Annotated in this window: 22 protein-coding genes and 6 tRNA genes; 20 read left to right on the top strand and 8 right to left on the bottom strand. The window is 43.1% G+C overall.

Annotated features, from left to right (window positions below; genetic code table 11):
* Both N5J47_RS07740 and N5J47_RS07735 read right to left on the bottom strand, forming a co-directional pair.
* Complete coding sequence (locus N5J47_RS07740) at nt 1-723, bottom strand: DsbC family protein (RefSeq protein ID WP_279959334.1); 723 nt, start codon at nt 721-723, stop codon at nt 1-3.
* An 83-nt stretch (nt 724-806) separates the two neighbouring features.
* Entirely contained in the window at nt 807-1529 is a 723-nt protein-coding gene (locus N5J47_RS07735; protein ID WP_279959335.1) for a folate-binding Fe/S cluster repair protein, read from the bottom strand.
* A 179-nt stretch (nt 1530-1708) separates the two neighbouring features.
* On the opposite strand from N5J47_RS07735, the gene N5J47_RS07730 reads away from it, so the two are divergent.
* From N5J47_RS07730 to N5J47_RS07710, 5 genes are all read left to right on the top strand, one after another.
* Nucleotides 1709-2161 (top strand): SRPBCC family protein, encoded by a 453-nt coding sequence (locus N5J47_RS07730; RefSeq protein ID WP_267982106.1) that lies wholly within the window; start codon nt 1709-1711, stop codon nt 2159-2161.
* A gap of 57 nt (nt 2162-2218) precedes the next feature.
* Nucleotides 2219-2542, top strand: a complete 324-nt coding sequence (locus N5J47_RS07725) for a DUF2004 domain-containing protein (RefSeq protein ID WP_279959336.1) — start codon at nt 2219-2221, stop codon at nt 2540-2542.
* 21 nt (nt 2543-2563) lie between these two features.
* A complete protein-coding gene (locus N5J47_RS07720) occupies nt 2564-2920 on the top strand; it encodes a DUF488 family protein (RefSeq protein WP_279959337.1) in 357 nt (118 codons plus the stop codon).
* An 83-nt stretch (nt 2921-3003) separates the two neighbouring features.
* Nucleotides 3004-3348, top strand: coding sequence for a zinc ribbon domain-containing protein YjdM (locus N5J47_RS07715; RefSeq protein WP_279959338.1), 345 nt, complete (start codon nt 3004-3006; stop codon nt 3346-3348).
* Nucleotides 3349-3505: 157 nt separating this feature from the next.
* Nucleotides 3506-3841 carry a YegP family protein gene (locus tag N5J47_RS07710; RefSeq protein ID WP_279959339.1) on the top strand — a complete coding sequence of 112 codons (336 nt, stop codon included), beginning with the start codon at nt 3506-3508 and terminating at the stop codon, nt 3839-3841.
* Nucleotides 3842-3898: 57 nt separating this feature from the next.
* On the opposite strand, the gene N5J47_RS07705 is transcribed toward N5J47_RS07710, so the two are convergent.
* Both N5J47_RS07705 and N5J47_RS07700 read right to left on the bottom strand, forming a co-directional pair.
* On the bottom strand, nt 3899-5614 hold the full coding sequence (locus N5J47_RS07705) for a proline--tRNA ligase (protein ID WP_279959340.1): 1716 nt from the start codon (nt 5612-5614) through the stop codon (nt 3899-3901).
* 178 nt (nt 5615-5792) lie between these two features.
* Nucleotides 5793-6476, bottom strand: a complete 684-nt coding sequence (locus tag N5J47_RS07700) for a hypothetical protein (RefSeq protein WP_279959341.1) — start codon at nt 6474-6476, stop codon at nt 5793-5795.
* A gap of 281 nt (nt 6477-6757) precedes the next feature.
* On the opposite strand from N5J47_RS07700, the gene pilG reads away from it, so the two are divergent.
* The 6 genes from pilG (at nt 6758) to N5J47_RS07670 (ending at nt 15902) form a co-directional block, all read left to right on the top strand.
* Complete coding sequence (gene pilG / locus N5J47_RS07695; RefSeq protein ID WP_004640629.1) at nt 6758-7141, top strand: twitching motility response regulator PilG; 384 nt, start codon at nt 6758-6760, stop codon at nt 7139-7141.
* A gap of 18 nt (nt 7142-7159) precedes the next feature.
* Entirely contained in the window at nt 7160-7522 is a 363-nt protein-coding gene (locus tag N5J47_RS07690; protein ID WP_004664659.1) for a response regulator, read from the top strand.
* A gap of 39 nt (nt 7523-7561) precedes the next feature.
* Nucleotides 7562-8098 (top strand): chemotaxis protein CheW, encoded by a 537-nt coding sequence (locus N5J47_RS07685; protein ID WP_004681658.1) that lies wholly within the window; start codon nt 7562-7564, stop codon nt 8096-8098.
* A gap of 46 nt (nt 8099-8144) precedes the next feature.
* Nucleotides 8145-10226: a methyl-accepting chemotaxis protein gene (locus N5J47_RS07680; protein WP_267982077.1), complete on the top strand. Its 2082-nt coding sequence runs from the start codon at nt 8145-8147 to the stop codon at nt 10224-10226.
* Nucleotides 10227-10378: 152 nt separating this feature from the next.
* Nucleotides 10379-15433, top strand: a complete 5055-nt coding sequence (locus tag N5J47_RS07675; RefSeq protein WP_279959342.1) for an Hpt domain-containing protein — start codon at nt 10379-10381, stop codon at nt 15431-15433.
* Between the two features lie 13 nt (nt 15434-15446).
* Nucleotides 15447-15902, top strand: a complete 456-nt coding sequence (locus N5J47_RS07670) for a hypothetical protein (protein ID WP_267982075.1) — start codon at nt 15447-15449, stop codon at nt 15900-15902.
* 49 nt (nt 15903-15951) lie between these two features.
* Here the strand turns inward: N5J47_RS07670 and dapE are convergent, their stop codons facing one another.
* The 3 genes from dapE to N5J47_RS07655 all read right to left on the bottom strand — a co-directional run bounded on the left by dapE (nt 15952) and on the right by N5J47_RS07655 (nt 18323).
* Nucleotides 15952-17085 (bottom strand): succinyl-diaminopimelate desuccinylase, encoded by a 1134-nt coding sequence (gene dapE, locus N5J47_RS07665; protein ID WP_279959343.1) that lies wholly within the window; start codon nt 17083-17085, stop codon nt 15952-15954.
* Nucleotides 17086-17210: 125 nt separating this feature from the next.
* On the bottom strand, nt 17211-17354 hold the full coding sequence (locus tag N5J47_RS07660; protein ID WP_171194741.1) for an entericidin A/B family lipoprotein: 144 nt from the start codon (nt 17352-17354) through the stop codon (nt 17211-17213).
* A 108-nt stretch (nt 17355-17462) separates the two neighbouring features.
* Nucleotides 17463-18323, bottom strand: coding sequence for a DUF1853 family protein (locus N5J47_RS07655; protein ID WP_279959344.1), 861 nt, complete (start codon nt 18321-18323; stop codon nt 17463-17465).
* 99 nt (nt 18324-18422) lie between these two features.
* Between N5J47_RS07655 and N5J47_RS07650 the strand changes: the two genes are divergently transcribed.
* The 9 genes from N5J47_RS07650 to N5J47_RS07610 all read left to right on the top strand — a co-directional run bounded on the left by N5J47_RS07650 (nt 18423) and on the right by N5J47_RS07610 (nt 21233).
* The gene (locus tag N5J47_RS07650; protein ID WP_279959345.1) at nt 18423-18788 is read left to right on the top strand and encodes a YbaN family protein; all 366 of its coding nucleotides are present in this window, start codon (nt 18423-18425) and stop codon (nt 18786-18788) included.
* 352 nt (nt 18789-19140) lie between these two features.
* Nucleotides 19141-19662, top strand: a complete 522-nt coding sequence (gene elsL, locus N5J47_RS07645; RefSeq protein ID WP_279959346.1) for a cell wall-recycling L,D-carboxypeptidase ElsL — start codon at nt 19141-19143, stop codon at nt 19660-19662.
* Nucleotides 19663-19813: 151 nt separating this feature from the next.
* Nucleotides 19814-19889, top strand: a tRNA-Val gene (locus N5J47_RS07640).
* A gap of 23 nt (nt 19890-19912) precedes the next feature.
* Nucleotides 19913-19989: transfer RNA gene (locus N5J47_RS07635), tRNA-Asp, on the top strand.
* 47 nt (nt 19990-20036) lie between these two features.
* Nucleotides 20037-20113 (top strand) — tRNA-Asp (locus N5J47_RS07630).
* A 146-nt stretch (nt 20114-20259) separates the two neighbouring features.
* A tRNA-Val gene (locus N5J47_RS07625) sits at nt 20260-20335 on the top strand.
* Between the two features lie 39 nt (nt 20336-20374).
* Nucleotides 20375-20451 (top strand) — tRNA-Asp (locus N5J47_RS07620).
* A 141-nt stretch (nt 20452-20592) separates the two neighbouring features.
* Nucleotides 20593-20668: transfer RNA gene (locus N5J47_RS07615), tRNA-Val, on the top strand.
* A gap of 94 nt (nt 20669-20762) precedes the next feature.
* A complete protein-coding gene (locus N5J47_RS07610; RefSeq protein ID WP_279959347.1) occupies nt 20763-21233 on the top strand; it encodes a DUF2750 domain-containing protein in 471 nt (156 codons plus the stop codon).
* 29 nt (nt 21234-21262) lie between these two features.
* Here N5J47_RS07610 and N5J47_RS07605 read toward each other — a convergent pair whose 3' ends face one another.
* Complete coding sequence (locus N5J47_RS07605; protein ID WP_279959348.1) at nt 21263-22048, bottom strand: YdcF family protein; 786 nt, start codon at nt 22046-22048, stop codon at nt 21263-21265.
* Nucleotides 22049-22199 lie beyond the last annotated feature (151 nt).

The following is a 22199-nucleotide window of genomic DNA, read 5'->3' as shown; positions in this document are numbered from 1 at the left end:
TCATTTAGATTGCTCAGCTGAGTTCAGTAATTGTTCAATCTGTTCTGCATTTTGTGGCATACCAGTGATACGGACACCATTTTTCAAAAATAGGGTGGGTGTTCCGTTAATTTGTAGTTTTTGTCCCAAGACCAAATTCTTTTGAATTGGGGTGGAACATTGTCCTGAATTTTTTGGAGCTTTACGATGTAGCATATAATCCTCCCAAGCTTCATATTGGTTTTTAGCACACCAGATTTTGTTGGCAACTTCCTCAGCCTGAGGGTGCAGGGTTTTTAACGGGAACGGAAATAAATAGACAGTCACATTATCAATGGAGGTCATATACTGTTCCAGTTTTTGACAATAAGGGCAGTCGGGGTCTGTAAATATGTAAAGTGTACGTTTACCATCACCCTTAACATATCGAATAGCTTGCTCTAATGGCAATTGTTTAACATCAATTTTATTGAGCTCAATTAAACGCTCTTCGGTTAGATTTTTTTGGTTTTTTGGATCGACCAGTTGACCAATAAACAGGTATTTTGCCTCTTCATTGGTATATATCAAACGTCCACCTGCGTAGACTTCATAAAGTCCTGATATTGGTGAGGGAGTCACTGATCTAATAGAGAGTTCTGGATAGTTGGTCTTGAGGTTTTGTTCAAGTGTTTGGATATCAGCATGTGCTATTGATAAAGTGATGAGGCCAAACGTAATCGCAGATAATAAAGTTTTGATCATTATTTTCATTGCAAATTGAAATTGATGAGTATGATGGAACAATAGCGCCCATTTGAATATTGGGCAATCTTGTCGCATAAAAATTATTGAGGTCTCGCCACATCACCATTTAAAGCTTCTGGTAAATCTAAAACGGTTAGATGAAGTTCTTCCAGTGCGGTCGGTTTGGCAATGACTAAAGCTAAATAACCCTCTTCAAAAGCGATACTATTAACGACTTCTACATCTTTACTGAGTTGAGTTGCAGGAGCGGGTACAGCATCATTACCTTGAATCAAATGCAACCAGTGTTTAGGCTTTGCCTTAAACCATAGACGCGCCACAATTTCCTGTCCTAGATAGCAACCTTTATCAAAATGCACACCATCTCGTTGATGCAGACGCAGTTCCTGCGGCTGGAACAGATGTTCAGTACTTTGAGTAATCCAGGCCTGTCCTGATTGAATAGCCTGAATTTGCCAGCTATTGATATCCGTTTCTGTTGAGGAAAACTCGGTGTGATTTCCTACAATACTTGGGAAAACCTGACCAATTTCTTCTAGCTTCATTTTTGAGAAAGCGCCAAACTTTTTAATATGTTTGGAAAACTCTTCTGCCTGATCCTGAGTTGTCACCAGTTCAAAACTTTCTGGATTTAATCTTTTGATCCATAGGCCAAAATGAATACGCCCTTTTAAATCACAAATAGCAGTGTAGCGACTTTCATTTTCTGGCAGGCGTTCAACATGAACAGTCACCTGGCCTTGTAGGAATTTTTGTGCATCTACACCATTTAAGCTAAAAGCAGTAAAAGTAAGCTGACTCATTGATTCATCCTAAGGCTGTGTTCTAGTCATTAAAATATAGGGGTTTATTTTGCGCTATTTTTCACAAAAAAACAGCTTTAGATTTTGCTTATTTATGACAGAATGGGCAACCAAAGTCATTGCAACCATTGATTCATGGTGATGACAAATATAACAATAGTGATAAACAATGATGGAGAATAAAAATGACAGGTACAGTTAAATTACATCGAGTATTCAAGGCCCCACCAGAGCGTGTTTTTAAAGCTTTCCTAGTTCCAGATGCATTGGCGAAATGGATGGCACCTCATGGTTTTACCGCGAAAGTACATCATTTTGATCCTCAGGTTGGTGGGACTTATAAGATGTCATTTACCAATTTTTCTACCAATCGTTCCCATGCATTTAGTGGAACTTATGTAGAAATTATTGAAAATGAGTTGTTGCGTTATACTGACCAATTTGAAGATCCTAATTTACCTGGGCAAATTCAGGTCACCATCCAATTCAAGGCGGTACTGGTTGGAACTGAAATTAACATCACCCAGGAGGGCATACCTGATGTGATTCCTGTGGAGGCCTGTTATTTGGGATGGCAGGAATCCTTATATTTATTGGGATTATTGGTGGAAGCTGAAATTCCTGATGAATAAAATGAATGATTGATAAAATTTCAGTAATACAGATTTTATGTAGTTGGGGAAAAGAAAATGACAGAAATCAGCCTGCAGCAACGTGAAAAGCTGGCACGTATTGCCATGCGTACAGAACTGGAAAATCAACAGGCAGGGGAAAGTGTTGAGTTGTTTATTCGACACCATCTGGAAGAAATTGAGCCAGAATACTGGCAAGAACATTTTGCAACAGCTACCCCTACGGTCTTACAGGTTTTGGATGCGTTGATACTGATTTCGCAATGGGGAGATGATAGTGAAAAGCTGGACTTTACCTTGGCTGATGATGTGACAGATTATGTTATTTGTGTCAGTTTCGATTCCAAAGGGCAGGTCATCGATATTTCAATGGAAAGTTAGCCGATTGAAAAAGAGAAGAATATGCCAATACAAATCAAGCGTATTTATGAGGGTGTTGCAGAGACTGATGGTAAGCGCATTCTGGTTGATCGTCTATGGCCCAGAGGGGTTTCAAAAGAGCGCGCGCATTTAGACCTCTGGTTAAAAGAAATTGCGCCCTCTGCGGAATTGAGAAAAGAATTTAATCATCAGGCTGAGCATTGGCTTTCTTTTCAGCAAAAGTATTATCAGGAGCTGGACTCTAATCCTCATGTGAACGAATTAAGGGAAATGGAGAGGGATGAAATGCTGACCCTGCTTTATGCGGCAAAAGACTCCAAAATTAACCATGCGCTGGTGCTGAAAAACTATGTGTTGGGAAAGAAAATCGAAACATGAAAGACAAAGGTGCTTCAAACAATAAAAACTAAAATTTTGCAAAAAGCATTCTATCTCGCATAATAATACTTTTGAGATTTTTTATGTCTTTTCCAAATTGCCCCCAATGCCAATCAGAATATACCTATCAAGATGGCGAATTATTGATCTGTCCTGAATGTTCACATGAGTGGAAGCAGAGTGAAAGACAGGCTTCAGAACAACAGGAAATCATTAAAGATGCCAATGGTAATGTGTTGGTGGATGGTGACAGTGTTACGGTCATTAAAGACCTAAAAATTAAAGGTTCCTCATTAGTGGTGAAAGTTGGTACGAAAGTAAAGACCATCCGTTTGATTACTGATGCGAGTGATGGTCATAATATTGATTGCAAGATTGATGGCATTGGTGCCATGAAACTAAAATCCGAGTTTGTCAAAAAAGCTTAATGCATTGGCTTAGGAAAGAGCATGAAAATGCTCTTTTTTTATATGTGTAAGTTACCAAAATTGAACAAAAATTAGTCTTTTTAAAGCGGATTGCCTGATCTATATTATTGTTGAGATGAGATAAAAAACACAAATAACTCAAAAAATAGAGGTTTTTATGGCAGGATGGTTCGAGCTAAGTCAGGCAAGTGATGGTCAATATCGTTTTGTGTTAAAGGCGGGGAATAGTGAACCCATTTTAAACAGTGAACTATATAAAACCAAGGCAGCCGCAATGAATGGAATTGCCTCAGTACAAAAAAACAGTCCAGATGATGTACGTTATGAACGACTGACATCAAAAAATGATAAACCTTACTTTAACTTGAAAGCAGCAAATCATCAGGTCATTGGTAATAGCCAGCTTTATGCCAGTGAGCAGTCCCGAGATAAGGGTATTGAATCCGTTAAAAATAATGGTCCATCAGAAACAATCAAGGACTTAACTGTCTAGTCCTGAAATAAAAAGCCGTTTAAATCGAAACGGCTTTCTTATTATGGCAGGGTTTTATCAACCTACTAATTTTGCAAGCAACTCATCTTTGCTGAGATTGCTGGCTTCCGCATCACGGCGCCCCTTGTATTCAAAAGTGCCTGCATCCAGACCTTTTTCACCAATAACAATACGGTGAGGAATTCCCATCAGTTCAAGGTCAGAGAATTTCACGCCTGGACGTTCATTACGGTCATCCAATAACACATCATAACCCTGTGCCTGTAACTCTGCATAAAGCGCCTCAGCAGCCTCTAAGGTGCGTGGTGATTTATGCGCATTCATTGGCACAATTGCGACTTCGAAAGGTGCAATTGCCTGAGGCCAGATAATACCCTTGTCGTCATAGTTCTGTTCAATGGCAGCGGCAACCACACGGGTCACACCAATACCATAACAACCCATGGTGACTGTAAATGGCTTGCCATCTTCACCCAGAACCTTACAGCCCAGCGCTTCAGAATATTTGGTGCCTAACTGGAAGATATGGCCCACTTCAATACCACGTTTGATCAGCAGTGTACCTTTACCATCTGGGGATGGATCACCCTCAACCACATTACGCAGATCATAGACCTCAGTAAACTGTGCATCGCGTTCCCAGTTGACACCTGTGGCATGTTTGTCAGCTTCATTTGCACCTGCAATAAAGTCAGACAATACCGATGCCGCACGATCTACAATTACGGTTAAACCTTTTTCCAGTAAACCTTGAGGACCAATAAAACCAGTCTTCAATCCCAGTGCACTGATTTGCTCTTCCGTGGCAAAGCTAAGTGGAGCAGCAATTAATGGATGCTTCTCAGCCTTAATTTCATTGAGTTCATGATCGCCTCTCAGGAATAGGGCAATCACAGGAGTGTTGCCATTTTCATCAACCTGACCCTGAACCAGTAAAGCCTTAACCGATTGTTTGGCATCAGCGTTCAGGAACTGGCAAACCTCTGCAATAGTTTTCTGGTTTGGTGTGTCAACAATTGCCAATGTTTGAGCTGATGCCGCACGTTCGCCGACCAGAATGGCTTCGGCTTTTTCCATGTTGGCTGCATAGTCAGACTCAGTTGAGAAAATCACATCATCTTCACCACTTGAAGCAAGCACATGAAATTCATGCGAGCTTGAACCGCCAATTGAGCCAGTATCCGCTTCAACAGGGCGGAAATCCAGGCCAAGACGAGTAAAGATACGGCAGTAAGTGTCGTACATCACGTCATAGGTTTCTTGTAATGAGGCCTGATCTGCATGGAATGAATAGGCATCTTTCATGATGAATTCACGGGAACGCATCACACCAAAACGTGGACGAATTTCATCACGGAATTTGGTTTGAATCTGATAAAAATTAACAGGCAACTGCTTATAGCTTTTTAGCTCGTTACGTGCCAAATCGGTAATCACTTCCTCGTGGGTTGGACCCAGTACAAAAGGATTGTCATGACGATCCTTAAAGCGTAACAGTTCTGGGCCATACTGCTCAAAACGTCCAGACTCCTCCCACAACGCCGCAGGCTGGGTCACTGGCATAAACACTTCCAGAGCGCCCGAACGATTCATTTCCTCACGGACAATGGCATCCACTTTCTTTAAGACACGCGTTCCCATGGGCAACCAAGAGTATAAGCCAGAAGCGAGTTTACGAATCATCCCCGCACGTAACATGAGCTGGTGTGAAATGACTTCAGCATCATTTGGGGTTTCTCTTAACGTTGCAAATAAAAAGCGGCTTGCGCGCATGGAAACAATCCTAAAGTTAAGTGTGATTGAAAAAAGCTGCAACAGTGGCGGAAAATATCTCTCCACTTGTGAGTTTTGGCATTATGCCATGAATCATGGAATTTCGGGAAAAGTAAAGTGGGGCAATTCAATGCAAATGATCAAAATGAGAATGAAGTATTTGAAAATAAAGATTCAATTAGGGACGGGAAGATGGTGTATGAGGAAGATCATTTTGCTCAAGTCTGCTTAGGCGGTTAATGATATCCGTATAATCGGTTTCTGTTCTGCTATAGGCATTACGCAAACTTTCCACCGTTTTTTTCACGCGCTCGATATTCTTGACATTATTTTCTAAATTGTTCTTGAGCTGGGCTGGGAGGGGTTCACCTTTGCGGTAATATTCCATTTCCTGACGTTTAAAGCCGATTTTGTCCTGTTGCAGCTGTTGCAACTGCTCCTGTTGGTAGTTTAGCTGTTTTTTTAGGTTGGCCAGAATCTGGTCCCTTTTTGCAGCTGCAATCTTGCTGTTGCCATAAGCACGTTTGAGTTTCAGGTCCTGTTCGCGCTGACGTGCCAATGATTCCCGACGTGTGGACTGCTGAATATCCTGGGTGGCATTATAAGGCTGGTTGCGCTTGATCACCTGCATGTTGCGGTCAAGCGCCTCATAGCCATAACGGATATGTTCTGGAGTGACAGAGGTGCTTACATTGGCAATGCCATTCTTGTCATAGTAGCGATACCAGACTGCTCGAGGTTGCTCCGTGGCCGCAAAACTTGAGCCATAAACAAGCAACATTAAAAGAAATGTACAAATGCAATTACGAGTTATCGTTGTAAAGTGACGAATGCGGAAACCGCACTTTAACGAACCAGTCATTACATTCCCCGTAAAAAAGTTAACTAAATCACTTATTTTTAAATAATAATCACTTGTATATTAGTAGCTATTTGTACAATTAAAAATAGTTAGTATACAAAAAATTTAGGAATTTACTCAAAAGTGTGCGCTACTTGTTATTGTTAAGGAAAACTGATAGGTTGGTTCAAAAAACTTCGTTGATAATGCAAGTAAAGATATGTTAAAAATATCAACTAATCTGTATAAAACAAATTAAACCAAGCATAATTTGTATTGAGTGAATGGGGCAGGACAATTAAATGGAAGATAAATTTCAAAATTTGAAAGTAATGGTGATTGACGATTCAAAAACGATTCGCCGTACAGCCGAGACTTTGTTGCAACGTGAAGGCTGTGAGGTCATTACAGCGGTCGATGGTTTTGAAGCATTATCAAAAATTGCGGAAGCAAATCCAGATATCGTTTTCGTTGATATCATGATGCCACGCCTGGACGGTTATCAGACCTGTGCATTGATTAAGAACTCTTTAAACTACCAAAATATTCCAGTGATTATGTTGTCAAGCAAAGACGGTTTGTTTGATCAGGCTAAAGGGCGTGTTGTGGGGTCGGATGAATATTTAACCAAGCCATTCAGTAAAGATGAGCTGTTAAGTGCGATTCGTAACCACGTTAGCGCATAAAATTAAATTGAGGAAAAAATGGCTCGTATTCTTATAGTAGATGATTCACCTACTGAAACATTTCGTTTTAGAGAAATTTTAACTAAGCACGGTTATGAAGTTTTAGAAGCGACCAATGGGGCTGACGGTGTTACCATGGCGCAGGCAGAATTGCCAGATTTGGTCCTCATGGATGTGGTGATGCCAGGGATGAATGGCTTTCAGGCAACACGCCAGATTAGCAAGGGTAAAGACACACAGCATATCCCTGTTGTGATCGTAAGTACGAAAGACCAGGCGACAGACCGCGTATGGGGTAAACGTCAGGGGGCTTGCGACTATTTGACCAAGCCAATTGATGAGCAGCAACTTATCGACGTGATTAAACAGTTGTTAAGTTAACCAATACGAGCCTTTTCATTACTCAATACGGGATAGGGTATGGCAGCAAATGGATTTATCGAATTGCTTCGCTTATCCAAGCGGGGCAATAAACAATATGCTTCAACTCAGAATGAAGTCAGCCGATGGTCTGGTATCGCTTTTGAGATGTTGGGGCAATATTTTGTTGCACCATTGGGGGAAATTTCGGAGGTGATCTATCCACCGAAATATACCCCTGTTCCAAATACTCAGGCATGGGTACGTGGCTTGGCAAATATTCGTGGGCGATTGCTTTCAGTTTCTGATTTAAGTCAGTTTATTTCAGGACAACGGAGTCAGTTTTCACCAACACAAAAAGTGATATGTATTAGCCATCAAGATCATTATGTAGGACTGGTTGTTGACCAGGTTCTGGGGATTCAGCACTTTAACAAGAAAAGTTTCTTTTCTCAAAATGCTGAACTCGACAGTAAGTTAAAAGACTACTGTCAGGGTTACTTTCACCAGCATAATCAGCAATGGCATGTGTTTTTACTGAGTCGGTTGTTGAAAAATCCTCAATACATGAATGCATCAATAAAATTTATAAACTAATTTGTACGCTACGGAAGATAAACGCGTATTCAGGGGAGAAGCTGATATGGGCTTTAAACTCAAAAAGAAAAATGGTGGCGATAGCGCTGGTTTGAAGAAAGGCGGAGCGTTTCTGGAGAATATCCGAACGCAACTGGATCAATTTTCCCGTTTGTTCGGTGAAACAGAAAAATCCAAACCGATTATCTATCGTGCTTTAATTGCTTTGGCCCTTGCAGTCATCCTCTTAATTTACCTATTTGTGAGCGTACCACGTTCCAACCAATTGACCCGTAGTCTGGGTGAATTACGTCTGTTGTCGCAAATGATCTCGCGTCAGGCAACAGAAGCAACCGCATCTGGTACACCAGAAGCGATGAAAAGTCTGGTTGAGTCGGAGAAGCAGTTTGCTGAAAACCTTGACACCGTTGAAAGTGTCTATGGTAAAGGTTCTGATGAGTATAAAAAGGTTAACGAGCTTTGGGGGAATGTCTCCAAGAACATTGAGCTGATCGCATCTCAACAAAAAATCATTAACCAGCTTTATGATACAAACATCTCGATCAGTGAAACGATTCCTGAAATTCAGGCTGAATATAACCTGATGGTTGACCAGATGGTTCGTGAAAACATGCCAAGTAGTCAGGTAATTATCACGAAAAACCAGGTGTTCATCGCAGAGCGTATTTTACGCTCAATCAACTCGGTATTGGTGGGTACAGACAATTCGAGTGTTTCTGCGAATGACTTTGGTGCGGACATTGATACCTTTGGTGTTTACCTCAATGCACAGCTCAATGGTAGCTCTGAACTGGGCGTTGACCGTATCACCTCACCAGATCTACGTGAGTCTGTAGACAGTATTAAGTCTGATTATGACGCTGTCTTGAAATCAGCGGCGGCAACAGTTCTACAAAACGCGAACCAGATCGTTCGTGTACGTCAGGCATCTTCACAAATCTTCTCTCAATCTGATGCCTTATTGACTTCATTGAATGACTTGTCGAAAAAAGCTGAGGGTGGCTGGGGTAATGTTATTGCAGGTATCGTGTTAATTGCCGCATTGGGCTTACTAGTGTTCTCTGCACTGCAATTACTTGCTCTACGTAGTAATACGGATAAAGAGCGTGTAACGCGTCTGCAAGATGAATATGACCGTAACCAAAACGCGATTTTACGTTTACTGGATGAAATTGCCGATTTGGCGGACGGTGACTTGCGTTCTTATGCAACGGTATCGGAAGACTTTACAGGTGCAATTGCGGACTCGATTAACTTCGCGATTGACCAGTTGCGTGACCTTGTATCCCGAATCACGGATACTTCACAGGAAGTAGCACGCTATACCCAGGATACCCAGGATATTACCAACCAGTTGGCAGAGGCATCTGAACACCAGGCGCAAGAAATTGCAGGTGCGTCAGCGGCGATGAACGAAATGGCATTGTCAATTGACCAGGTATCTGCAAACGCATCTGAGTCTGCTGAGGTGGCACAGCGTTCTGTACAAATTGCATCAAATGGTGCGGAAGTTGTAAACCGTTCGATTGAGGGGATGGACCACATTCGTGAGCAGATTCAGGAAACATCAAAACGTATTAAACGTTTGGGTGAGTCTTCTCAGGAAATTGGTAACATCGTTTCCCTGATCAACGATATTGCCGACCAGACGAATATTCTGGCTTTAAACGCTGCAATTCAGGCATCTATGGCTGGTGAAGCGGGTCGTGGTTTCGCGGTTGTAGCCGATGAGGTACAGCGTCTAGCGGAACGTTCAGCGTCAGCAACCAAACAGATTGAAGGGTTGGTAAAAACCATTCAAACCGATACCAACGAAGCTGTTATTTCAATGGAACAAACGACTTCCGAGGTTGTACGTGGTGCCAATCTGGCAAAAGATGCGGGTATTGCACTGGATGAAATTCAAACGGTATCAGGTGACTTGGCAAAACTGATTGCGAGCATTTCTGATGCAGCGAAACTTCAGTCTGCGTCAGCAAGTCATATTGCAACCACGATGAATGTTGTACAGGAAATTACCTCACAAACCACCACAGCAACGTTTGATACAGCACGTTCGGTTTCTGAATTGGCAAACATGGCTGAATCATTACGTGAATCAGTAACTGACTTTAAGTTACCTGAGTAAGCAGCATTGGAAAGACAGAGTGGGGCGCTGTCTTTCCTATTTAGAGATGTAGAATATCTCAACAAGGTGGTGGTGGAATGCAACGACATCTTGTGTGATAGATACACGTAATTTTTACCCACAACTGGTGGATAAAAACGAAAGAAGCAGCTATGAAACAAATATTAAAAACGTTAGTTGAAACGATGACGCTTCCTGAAGATAGCTATCTTGAACAAGATGCCGAGATTCTTGAGATTTTTATTGAAGAATTGGATGAAATCTTTGTTGAATTAGAACCTTTGTTGGTTCAATGGAGGGAACAACCTCATCAACAGGATGTACTTACAGATGTGCGTCGCCATTTCCATACCCTCAAGGGTTCTGGAAGAATGGTGGGTGCAAAATCCTCTGGTGAGTTGGCTTGGACGGTTGAAGACACTTTAAACCGCGTGATTTCGGGAACTGTTTCCCTGAACACGGAAATTCAACGTTATGTTCAGGCGGTTTTCAATATTTACCGTTTTAAGCTTTCACATGATTTTAAAGCCGTTCAAAAACATTTGATTGATTTAAAACCACTGGTTTTATTGGGGCAGCAATTACAACAACAGCAAAGCCCAGAGCCTGCACTTTATGAGCTATTAAACCTTGCAAATACTTTAACACATGATGATGTTCAGACGGGTCTTGAGCTAATTGATGGTGTTGAGGATGCCATTAATGACAAAATTGTGGCTGATCAGGTGCAACAGGATATTGAAACTGAGCAGGATGAAGTGCTTGCCAAGGAAACCTTGGCCATCTTCCTGGAAGAGTCAGAAGATCATCTTACGGCCATTGATCAGTTCCTGTTGAACGAGCGTCCAAATAATGATCACTACAATACCTTGATCAGGGCTTTACATACCCTTCGTGGTAGTTCCTCAATGGCGCATGTGGATCAGGTATTTGAAGCAAGTTCTAAAGTTGAAAACCTGTTTAAGACCTTGTTGCAGGATGAACTGGATTCCAGTTCTGATGAAACCGCATTGCTCACCCATTACGCCCAGTTTGTTCGTGATTACTTACATACCTTAAGGCAGCAGGGCGCGAAACAGAAACTGGATGAGATTTATGACACATTCAATGTGGCATGGGATAGCTATGACTTCCAGCTAGAAGAAAAACATGGTGAGGCAATACGACCACAGGGTCTGGTTTCTGAATTACTAGAATTAAATATTAATGACTTACTGGATGTTGAATTCGATTTTGAAAAACGTGCCCGAAATGAATTCCCTCAATATATCCAGCTATTAAGTCATCAGGCGGAAATCCTGTTACAGCATACGCATCATCATGCCACGATTGGGATGTATCAATATACCAGCCTATTGCGTTCAAGCTATCAGGACCTGATTTTTAAACCAAGTCTGTTGAATCTTGATTATGCGTTTGAGCTGTATCATCAGGTGCACCAACAGTTTATTCAGTTGTTTGATACCTTGGCTGCTGGACAGCGTGTCACCTTAACCAAGGCACATGAACGTGTCCTGAATGAATTAAGTTCATTTACCCAGCAGAATATTGACTTCTTGGAACAAACATCCACAGATGTTATGGATGCTGTACCTGAAACAGTTGCACCTGAACAAGCCCAGGATTCTGCATCTGTTCTTGATATTACAGATCTATCAGCACAGTTTGCGCTGGACAAGCAACAGTTACATTCGGATGAGGCAAACCGCGACTTTGATCCTGACCTGTTGGACATCTTCCTTGAAGAGGCTGATGAATTGCTGGTGGGGATTGATACGGATCTCAATACATGGGCTGCTGACCATAAAAATGTAGCTGCGCTGAAAAACCTGATGCGTTATTTGCACACCCTAAAAGGTGGTTCAAATATGATTCAGGCGCGTCATATCGGTCTGATTGCGCATGAGCTGGAAACAATTTATGAGAAGCTGATTAATCAGCAGATACAGGCAACACCACAGCTTATCACCGTGATTCGCTCAGTTCAGGATGATATTGCAGATCGTATTCAAACCATTCGCGACCAGCAGGTTGATTATCCATCGGCTCATGTCTTGCAGGTTCTGGCAAACCTTGGTCAGATGGCGGGTACATTCGAAGCCAAACCTGTGGCGGTTGAACAACTTGAAGAGACAGATGAAGAAGTTGATTCAGTTGGTGAAGAGACAGCTGTTTCTAAACTCCCTGTTCAGATAGAATCTCCACATACCGCAGTTGATGTTACGGCATTGGCAGCCCAGCTTGGACTGGATAAGCAGCAATTGCAGTCAGCCGAATCAAACAGTGACTTTGATCCTGACCTGTTGGACATCTTCCTTGAAGAGGCGGATGAGTTGCTGGTGGGAATTGATGCTGACCTCAGTACATGGGCAGCAGACCATCAGGATGTGGGGGCGCTGAAAAACCTGATGCGTTATTTGCACACCTTAAAAGGTGGTTCAAATATGATTCAGGCGCGTCATATCGGCCTGATTGCGCATGAGCTGGAAACAATTTACGAGAAGCTGATTAACCAGCAGATTCAGGCAACACCACAGCTGATTGCCTTGATTCGTCTGGTACAGGATGATATTGCGGATCGTATTCAAACCATTCGCGACCAGCAAATCGATTATCCATCAACGCATGTGGTACAGCTACTTCAGCAAGCGGATCACTCGGCTGATCTGGTTGTAAGCGAGCCTGCAACTGAAATCACCGCACTTTCTGAACAAGATGAGAGTAGTGAACTAGAGGTGTTGCAACTTGTTGAAGAAGCAGAAGTCTCTGAGCAACCAAGTCTTGCGGCAGATGAGCTGAGTGGCAATGATACAGAAGAACAGGTTGAAGATACCTCCTCTCTTCAAACTGTGGAAAATGCTGAACATTCTCTTGAAGATGATGTTCGTTCACTGGTGGAACAGACATTCCTTGAGGAAGCTGAAGAACTGCTTGAACAGGCTCAGGGCTTGTTGAAACAGTGGTTTGACCAACGCGGTAACCGTAGTTTGCTGTTACAGCTTCAGCGTAATGCCCACAGCCTGAAAGGTGGCGCACGCATGGCGGAAATGGATGCGATTGCAATCATTGCCTATCATCTGGAAAACGCCTTTGAACAGTTTGGTGTGCATCATTTCAGCTCAAACGTTTATGACAATCTGCTTAATACTGCGTTGGCATGGCTCAATGATGCGATCTTTAAGCGTCAATATGCCAACTTTGATGGTTTAAAACAAAGTCTGGAAAAGATGGAGTTCGTGGATGTTGCGGCGCAGCTTCCTCAAAAACTCTCTGCAACAGACATCTTCACGCCTGAATATACGATGGAGTTTATTCAGGGTGATGGTACTGAACCACCATCGATGTTGGGTGAGTGGGAAACCACAGAACGTATTGAACAGAACAATGAAATGATTCGTGTTTCTGCTGACGTCATCGAGAAGATGATTGACTTGTCAGGGGAAAATGCGATCAACCGTTCACGTATTGAAATGGACCTGGGGCAACTAGGTGGTACGTTGACGGAAATGGAACTTGCAATCAAGCGTCTGGCTGATCAGCTACGCCGAATGGAAGGCGAGCTGGAAAGTCAGATCATTGCACGACATGGCGGAGAAAATTCCCGTTATGCCGATTTTGACCCATTGGAGATGGACCAGTACTCATCGTTGAACCAGTTGTCAAAATCGCTTGCGGAATCCGCTTCGGACTTGGTTGACTTTAAAACCACACTTTCTGAGAAGATTCGTGACACTGAAGGCTTGCTGTTGCAGCAGTCGCGTATTCAGGCAGAAATTCAGGAAAGCCTGATGCGTACCCGTCTGGTGCCATTCTCACGCTTACTGCCACGTCTACAACGTATTGTTCGTCAAACGGCTTCCACCCTGAACCGTCCAACTGAATTGGTGGTCAACAATACCGAAGGTGAATTGGACCGCAGTATTCTTGAAAGGCTGGTTGCACCATTTGAACACATGCTGCGTAACGCGATTGACCACGGTATTGAAGACCGTGAGCAGCGTTTACAGGTTAAAAAACCAGAAACAGGGCATATTGTTCTGGACATTGGCCGTCAGGGTACGGATATCGTGGTCACATTCAGTGATGATGGTAAAGGGATTGATGTCAACCGCATCAAGGACAAGGCGATCCAGACAGGCTTGATGACCACGGATCAAAAACTTGATCAGGAAGAAGTTTTACAGTTTATCTTCCATCCAGGTTTCAGTACCGCTGCACAAGTGACCCAGATTTCTGGCCGTGGTGTCGGTCTGGACGTTGTACAGAGCGATATCAAGGCCTTGGGTGGTCACGTGAGTGTCAGCTCTATCCTGGGCAAGGGAACCACCTTTACCATCCGTGTACCGACAACAGTGGCGGTAAGTGATGCCTTGATGGTAAAAGCAGGCGACCAGCAATTCGCATTCCCACTTGCACAGATTGACCGTATTGTGCGTATCTCGCCAATGGCGTTGGAACAATACTTTGATAGCCAGGAAGATTACTTCAAGATTGACCAGGAACGTTATCGCCTGCGCTACCTGTCCGAATTTGTTGCGGGACAGCCAATTCCACGTTTAAACGGTGTGGTTCACTCTTTACCTGTGCTCCTGATTAAGGGTGCCCAAGGACAGACTACCGCATTACTGGTAGACCAGTTGATTGGTTCACGTGGCCAGATCGTGGTAAAACCGATTGGTCAGCAATTCTCAAGTATTGGTGTGATCGCGGGCGCCACCATCCTCGGTGATGGTCAGGTCTGCCTGATTCTGGATGGTCAGAATATTGCCCGTCAGGCACAGTCAACAGCACGTAGCAAGCAGGCGGATGAGACCTATACCAAACAGCGTTATGATGAGCGCCGCCTGATCATGATTGTGGACGACTCGGTTACTGTACGTAAGGTGACGTCGCGTCTGTTGGAACGTCAAGGCTATGATGTGGTGACAGCCAAAGATGGTGTCGATGCAATTGAGCAGCTTGAGACAGTCAAGCCAGACTTGATGTTGCTTGACATTGAGATGCCACGAATGGATGGGTTCGAAGTGACCAACCTTGTTCGACATCATGAAATCCATCGCGATTTGCCAATTATCATGATTACATCACGTACAGGTGAGAAGCACCGTGAACGTGCATTGTCACTGGGGGTAAATCAATATATGGGTAAACCATTCCAGGAAGAAACGCTTCTGGAAAATATTGAAAGTTTACTTACAGTGCGCTAAGGGGTAATGAATAATGGTTAAAAAAGGCGCAAACTCGGCATTGGGACAAATTGACCAGCAAGAGTTACAACACTTAATTACGGTATCAACAGGATTCATTGATGCCTATATTATTCAGTGCCATCAAAAGGTTCCCATGCTGTTGCCACAAAATATCGTGTTGTCAGCAATGGATACCCAAACCAATGTTGACCACATTGAATGGCATGACCTAAAGCTTCCCGTTTATGCGGTGAATGACCCGAACGAAAAGCAGGGCGTGGCCTTGGTTATTGAGGGCGATGATGTCTCCGAGCGGTTTGCCTTGGTCTGTAATGAAATGCCTGAATCCATCCGTGTACGTATTTCGGAAATTGTAGATGAAGAGCGAGACGTGGATGACAATAAGGTCTTTAAGTATGTGAAGATGGGCGAAAAGCAATTTTTTGTTCCCCATTTGCAAAATATCCAGACCCACCTCGGTCTCTAATAAAAAAAGGAACTCATCAGAGTTCCTTTTTTTATGACCATAAAATCTATTAAGTCAAAAGCTGTTCCAGAATTTGTTCATAAATTTCAGCCAGAGGCTCAAGATCATCAACATTGACATGCTCATTGATTTGGTGAATGGTGGCATTTAATACTCCAAGTTCCAGAACCTGGGCGCCTGTAGGTGCAATGAAGCGTCCATCAGAGGTACCACCACTGGTTGAAAGTTCAGTTTCAACGCCTGCCACATTTTTAATCGCTGTTCTTGCCGCATTCACCAATTCGCCCACTGGAGTGAGGAATGGCAAACCTGACAATGTCCAGTCAATGCTGTAACTCAGTTGATGTTTATCCAGTGTTTCAATGACGCGTTGCTTGAGAATTTCGGCTGTTACTTCAGTGGAGTAACGGAAATTAAAGGTCACCTCCAGTGTGCCTGGAATGACATTGGTTGCACCTGTTCCCGCATGGATATTTGAAATCTGGAATGAGGTTGCAGGGAAATATTCGTTACCATTGTCCCATATGGTTGCACACAGTTCATCCAGTGCTTTGGTTGCCAAATGAATTGGATTCTGTGCAAGATGAGGGTAGGCAACATGACCTTGCTTGCCCTGTACTATTAACACTCCATTTAAAGAGCCGCGACGGCCATTCTTGACAATATCACCAAGTTGATGGGTACTTGAAGGCTCGCCAACCAGACACCATGTCATTTTCTCATTACGTGCTTCCAGGGTTTCAACAACTTTAACCGTACCATTGATGGATGGACCTTCCTCATCGGAAGTGATCAAAAAGGCAATCGAACCCTTATGGTCAGGATGCTTGGTGACAAAACGCTCAGAGGCGACCACCATTGCGGCCAAGGCGGTCTTCATGTCGGCAGAACCACGGCCATATAATTTACCATCACGGATGCTGGGTAAAAATGGGTCTGAACTCCATGCATCCAATTGTCCAGTCGGAACAACATCAGTATGTCCCGCAAAACAGAACACAGGGCTTTCTGTACCACGACGGGCCCATAAATTATCAACATCTTCAAAACGCATGTTTTCGATATTAAAACCCACCTTGGCCAATCGTTCAGCCATGATGTTCTGGCAGTCATGATCAACAGGGGTTACTGAGGGTTGACGTAGGAGTTGTAAACTGAGTTCAAGCGTATCGGAATGGTTCATGCGAGATGGTGCTAAATCTGGTGAAATCTGAACCGATATAATAGGGGAATATTGCTGAGAAAGGTATGTAAAAATAAACCTTATCTAGGTTGTAGATAAGGTTTTGTGAACGTTGTTCTATGGGGCTACATTTTATCCTGTGTTCTTTCAGCAGTTTGAGTTACTTTGTCACCTGCTTTGGAAACATCTTTCCCAAAGCCCTTAAAGGTATTACAACCAGTTAATACAAAAGCGGTCATGATAGAAGCAACTAAAATTTTTTTCATCATCTTCTCCGTCTGAATTTAATTATGATGTCATTAGAGGCTAAAAAAATAACTGGAAAATGAACATGATGGTTTGATTGTAGATGTGTTATAAAATGTTACCTGATCAGGTTAAGCTGGGTTAAATAACAGGGCAGGTTGACGGAACATGTAATACATGGGGTCAGTGTCTGCATTGTGATAAAGTCCATTGGTCCACCATTCGGCAGTTTGCGAAGATGGATGCTGATCAGGGCAAAGCCATTCATGCCGTTGTAGGCGATAGTAGGGCAGTACAGGGATTATGGTTCCCCATTGACCTAAACGTCTGGATGTGTTGATCCAGGCTGGAATAGGTGATGCGTAATGATGTTCTGGTAAATACAGTTGTCCTTTCATGACTGCAAATTTACGCTGAATCTGGTACTGGTTGGCCTCGGAAAACTGAAACTGGCGTTGGGTAAAATGCCGTAGTTTTCGCTGTAGTGTGTCTTGCCGATTTAGGCCGAACCATTCAGATAAATTGAGTTCATTCTCTCCCAAATAATATTTCAAGGCGACTTCCCAATGCTCAATTTCCTGGGTCTGTTTGTTGAGTAACAGGAAATCAAGCTCACCCAGGGTGACTGCCCCCGCAATTTTCTGGATGCTGTGGCCTAATAACTGGTAGGGGTGATCATCATCATCCTGTAGCCAGAACCACAGCAGGTGTTCAAAACGCAAACCTAAACGGGTACTTTTCAGGCGTACCATAAAGTCAATTAAGGGTTGGGGTTGCTGGTCCAACTGTTGCAACCGCGCCTCATAAGCTTGATAGTGTTCTTGCCAAACCGTATTGGGATGAAGTTCAAAATAATTTTCAATTTTTAAATCATCGGGTATTTGGGTCAGGATATTGGGACTGGCAATGCAAAAGGCCAACTGCCGAACAATAGGGTGCTTAAACTGTAACCAAGGTTCAAAAAAGCTGGGTGAATCAATCTTCTCAGGCATAGTCACCCATCATCGAGAAATAATAAGCTCAGTTTGATAAACAACAATAAAAACACTTTATACTAGCATGGTTGTATTGACGTGTCGGTTAATTGCTAAATGAAAACATTGTTCTGGCGTAGCTTGGTGGTGATTTTTATCACATTGGGAATTATTGGAGCAATTCTACCAGGTATGCCAACAACAGTTTTCCTGATTCTGGCGGCATGGGCGGCATCAAAAGGCTGGCCGCAAATGGATGCATGGTTACTGAACCATCCCAAATATGGCCCCACACTGCGTAACTGGCGTGAAAATGGGACTGTACCACGCAAGGCCAAGTGGATTGCCAGTATCATGATGCTGGTTAGTGGGATTTTAATGCTGTTTACCAACGCGCCGTTCTGGGTCAAGGTATTTACTGATGTCACCATGTTGATTGTGGCGATCTGGTTATGGCTACGCCCTGAGCCTGAGCAGCGTTAAAAAAAGCGAAGCTCTTGCGGAATATATTCCTCATGCGTAAGACGAGAGCTATGCTCAAGTGGTGAGATAAGCAAAGCAGCGCTTTGCCCTGAGGAGCGATTAAAGCTCCGCAAGAAAGCGAGCAGCTATGCTGCGAGTGGCAAGTTAAAAAAGCGAAGCTCTTGCGGAATATATTCCTCACGTGCAAAACCTTGCAGAATATATCTTCCATACATAAGGCAGATTCAAAAAAAACACCATTTTCCTAAATCATCTGGTCAGCCTCCTATAAATTCTAAAAATCAAAACTACAGAAAGCGCAGCCTTTTTATGTTCAAATAAATCAGTACAATTAAATATCTAGAGATAAAACATGGTCTATACACTGGAACAGGCAGACATATTGATTGACTTGGCACAACAAACATTACTGTTGCCGAAACATAACAGGTTTTATCTGATTTCCTCTGGCAAGAATGGGATTGGTGAACAGGAAAACAGTGGTAAAACTCCACGAGGCTGGCATCGTGTTGCCCAAAAGATTGGCCATGATGCTGCAAAATATTCAGTCTTTATTGCACGCCAGCCCACAGGTGAAATTTACAATCAACAACTTGCACAACAGTTTCCACAAAGAGACTGGATTTTATCGCGAATTTTATGGCTGGATGGTTTGGAGGCTGGTTTTAATCAGGGGGAGGGCTGTGACACCTTTAAACGATATATTTACATTCATGGAACACCTGATACGGAACCGATGGGCATTCCGATGTCTCATGGCTGTATCCGAATGAAGAATGATGAAATTATCGAGCTTTTCGGGCTTGTTCCTGAACATGCACTGGTTTATATTTCAGAACAGACATTGGAAAATAAGCAGCCAGATTGTAAATAAGTGCTTAAATAAAATACGAAAATCCTGTATTTTATCAAGAATGACCTATTTTTTAATCATTCACACGGTTTTTTCCGAAAAGAGCATGAAAAGCGTTTGACAGGCTGTGAAGATTCTCTATAATGCACCTCACAAACGATGAAGACGTTAAGGGCGCTTAGCTCAGTTGGTAGAGCGTCTGCCTTACAAGCAGAATGTCGGCGGTTCGATCCCGTCAGCGCCCACCAAGCCTTTACGTTAAAACTCAAGTGCAGCGGTAGTTCAGTTGGTTAGAATATCGGCCTGTCACGCCGAGGGTCGCGGGTTCGAGCCCCGTCCGCTGCGCCACTTAAGTTTTAATATCGTTTAGCTCATAATTGCAAAATTATTATAGTGCAGCGGTAGTTCAGTTGGTTAGAATATCGGCCTGTCACGCCGAGGGTCGCGGGTTCGAGCCCCGTCCGCTGCGCCACTTTAAATTTGCAGGATTGAGAATATCCTAGGATACAAGACTAAGTACTTTGTTTGTCTTGTTGGGATAATGAGTCGAAGCTCGTAAAAAATCATAGATTTTTTTCTTGCGTTCGGGCAAAACAGTGTTTTGCTTACCCTCACTCAGGGCGCTTAGCTCAGTTGGTAGAGCGTCTGCCTTACAAGCAGAATGTCGGCGGTTCGATCCCGTCAGCGCCCACCATGATTTGTGACATTGACTTCTGAAAAGAAGTACAGCAGTGCAGCGGTAGTTCAGTTGGTTAGAATATCGGCCTGTCACGCCGAGGGTCGCGGGTTCGAGCCCCGTCCGCTGCGCCATTTTCTTGATTCCCTGTTTAAGAAAATGTTTGTTTTAACAAGTATGTTTATACTTGTTTCTCTGAAACGAGAGTTAATTAGAAAAATCAAAGATTTTTCTCTTGCACTCAGACAAAGCTTTGCTTTGTTTATCCTCGTTCAGGGCGCTTAGCTCAGTTGGTAGAGCGTCTGCCTTACAAGCAGAATGTCGGCGGTTCGATCCCGTCAGCGCCCACCATATCCCATCATCTTAAAAATCAATTCATTGTAATCACTTCAAGCTTGATTTATCATGTGCCACGATAATCATTCTAATATTGAAGTCATTTATTATGAAAAATCCATATCAACGCAAGGCTGCGTCGAAATCTCAAACCACAATATCCAATTCACCGCCTAAACAGCTTTATCGCCAGTTCATTGAGAATATTATTGTCCAGCGTCATGTGGTTGCTCTGTATCATGAGGGCTGGGCACTATGTGCAACACCAACAGGGCAGCATGCGATGTCCATTTGGCAGAACAAGGGAATGGCAAAGTTACTGATCAAGGACAATTGGGCCAATTATGAGGTTCAAGAATTGCCCTTGATGGCATTCATTGAAAAGATGATTCCTTTTTTAAAGGAAAATAACACCATACTTTCTCTAGACCTAACGCCTGAGGGGAATAACCTACTGGTTAACCCTGATTCATTATTATTGGATATTAAGAATTTTCTGTATCAGATCTATTTGCAGCGCCCAGAAGTTTTTGCTGAGTTGAAGCTGCCGTTACCTCGGGACATTCGTCTGCATCAATAAGCATTAAGATATTGATAGGGATAACCCTGTCAATACTCATCCAGTAACCAGCCACTTGCGTAGGCAAAATACTCTCTTAGCCATGCATTATAACGTGTGGCTAAAGGTGTGGTGGCACCCAGCATGCTGATATGATTATATCCCTGTTTTCGCGCAATTGCGGCCGCCCGCAGTGTATGGAAATCACTGGTCACGATTGCAATTGGTTGCTGGATATTAATGTGTTGTGCCTGCAACAAAGGCTGACTATTTTTAAGATTCAGCTCAGTGCTGGTGCTCTTATCCTCCAAAAGTATTTGCGAAGCGGGAATATGGTGCTTCTGCTGTAGATAGCTGGACATCACCTCAGCCTCACTTTGGGTTTCTCCAAAATCAATACCCCCTGTCAAAACCAGCTTGGCATCAGGTTGGGCCAGGGCCACTGGAGCAGCTCGGTCCAGTCGCTTGGCAAGGGTGGCGGATGGCTGTCCATTTTCTACGCCACTACCCAACACAATAATTGCCCGTACTGGTGGTATGGTCTGAGTTTTTGAATTGTTCTCTGCCAGATAATTAAAAAAATAGCCTAAGCTAATCAACCAAATCCAGAAGCATAACCAGCCAAAGCGCCAAATGGAATGTAGGCGGAAATGATAGAAAAAGAAACGTTCAATATGATAATAAAAGAATGCATATACACAGAAAAAAAGGCCAAGCAGCAGTGGAAGCACTGTCCCTATATGAATCTTTTTAAATGCGATCAGCACCGCACCATCAATGAACAGGACTGAACCGACAAGGGTGAATAAGAGACGAAGCCATGAACTGAGTTGCATAATTTGAATTGTGGTCGATTTGGATCGTGTTAAGTGTATGCAAATTTAGGCGAAAGGCAAATTTTGATGCTGTTGCATAAAACAACGGGTGTTTTCACACCCGTTCAGATTGCTGACAAAGGTCTCACATTTTGGTGGGATCTTTTTAATT

The organism is Acinetobacter sp. GD03645 (genome assembly GCF_029845285.1).
Taxonomy (GTDB): Bacteria; Pseudomonadota; Gammaproteobacteria; order Pseudomonadales; family Moraxellaceae; genus Acinetobacter; species Acinetobacter corruptisaponis.
The sequence above is the reverse complement of the archived record's forward strand: the minus strand, read 5'-3'. Positions and strand labels throughout refer to the sequence as shown.

Bases quoted from the DNA above. Each gene is read 5' to 3' on its own strand.
- N5J47_RS07740 (WP_279959334.1), bottom strand. From the start codon at position 723: ATGATCAAAACTTTATTATCTGCGATTACGTTTGGCCTCATCACTTTA.
- N5J47_RS07735 (WP_279959335.1), bottom strand. From the start codon at position 1,529: ATGAGTCAGCTTACTTTTACTGCTTTTAGCTTAAATGGTGTAGATGCA.
- N5J47_RS07725 (WP_279959336.1), top strand. From the start codon at position 2,219: ATGACAGAAATCAGCCTGCAGCAACGTGAAAAGCTGGCACGTATTGCC.
- N5J47_RS07720 (WP_279959337.1), top strand. From the start codon at position 2,564: ATGCCAATACAAATCAAGCGTATTTATGAGGGTGTTGCAGAGACTGAT.
- N5J47_RS07715 (WP_279959338.1), top strand. From the start codon at position 3,004: ATGTCTTTTCCAAATTGCCCCCAATGCCAATCAGAATATACCTATCAA.
- N5J47_RS07710 (WP_279959339.1), top strand. From the start codon at position 3,506: ATGGCAGGATGGTTCGAGCTAAGTCAGGCAAGTGATGGTCAATATCGT.
- N5J47_RS07705 (WP_279959340.1), bottom strand. From the start codon at position 5,614: ATGCGCGCAAGCCGCTTTTTATTTGCAACGTTAAGAGAAACCCCAAAT.
- N5J47_RS07700 (WP_279959341.1), bottom strand. From the start codon at position 6,476: ATGACTGGTTCGTTAAAGTGCGGTTTCCGCATTCGTCACTTTACAACG.
- pilG (WP_004640629.1), top strand. From the start codon at position 6,758: ATGGAAGATAAATTTCAAAATTTGAAAGTAATGGTGATTGACGATTCA.
- N5J47_RS07690 (WP_004664659.1), top strand. From the start codon at position 7,160: ATGGCTCGTATTCTTATAGTAGATGATTCACCTACTGAAACATTTCGT.
- N5J47_RS07685 (WP_004681658.1), top strand. From the start codon at position 7,562: ATGGCAGCAAATGGATTTATCGAATTGCTTCGCTTATCCAAGCGGGGC.
- N5J47_RS07680 (WP_267982077.1), top strand. From the start codon at position 8,145: ATGGGCTTTAAACTCAAAAAGAAAAATGGTGGCGATAGCGCTGGTTTG.
- N5J47_RS07675 (WP_279959342.1), top strand. From the start codon at position 10,379: ATGAAACAAATATTAAAAACGTTAGTTGAAACGATGACGCTTCCTGAA.
- N5J47_RS07670 (WP_267982075.1), top strand. From the start codon at position 15,447: ATGGTTAAAAAAGGCGCAAACTCGGCATTGGGACAAATTGACCAGCAA.
- dapE (WP_279959343.1), bottom strand. From the start codon at position 17,085: ATGAACCATTCCGATACGCTTGAACTCAGTTTACAACTCCTACGTCAA.
- N5J47_RS07660 (WP_171194741.1), bottom strand. From the start codon at position 17,354: ATGATGAAAAAAATTTTAGTTGCTTCTATCATGACCGCTTTTGTATTA.
- N5J47_RS07655 (WP_279959344.1), bottom strand. From the start codon at position 18,323: ATGCCTGAGAAGATTGATTCACCCAGCTTTTTTGAACCTTGGTTACAG.
- N5J47_RS07650 (WP_279959345.1), top strand. From the start codon at position 18,423: ATGAAAACATTGTTCTGGCGTAGCTTGGTGGTGATTTTTATCACATTG.
- elsL (WP_279959346.1), top strand. From the start codon at position 19,141: ATGGTCTATACACTGGAACAGGCAGACATATTGATTGACTTGGCACAA.
- N5J47_RS07610 (WP_279959347.1), top strand. From the start codon at position 20,763: ATGAAAAATCCATATCAACGCAAGGCTGCGTCGAAATCTCAAACCACA.
- N5J47_RS07605 (WP_279959348.1), bottom strand. From the start codon at position 22,048: ATGCAACTCAGTTCATGGCTTCGTCTCTTATTCACCCTTGTCGGTTCA.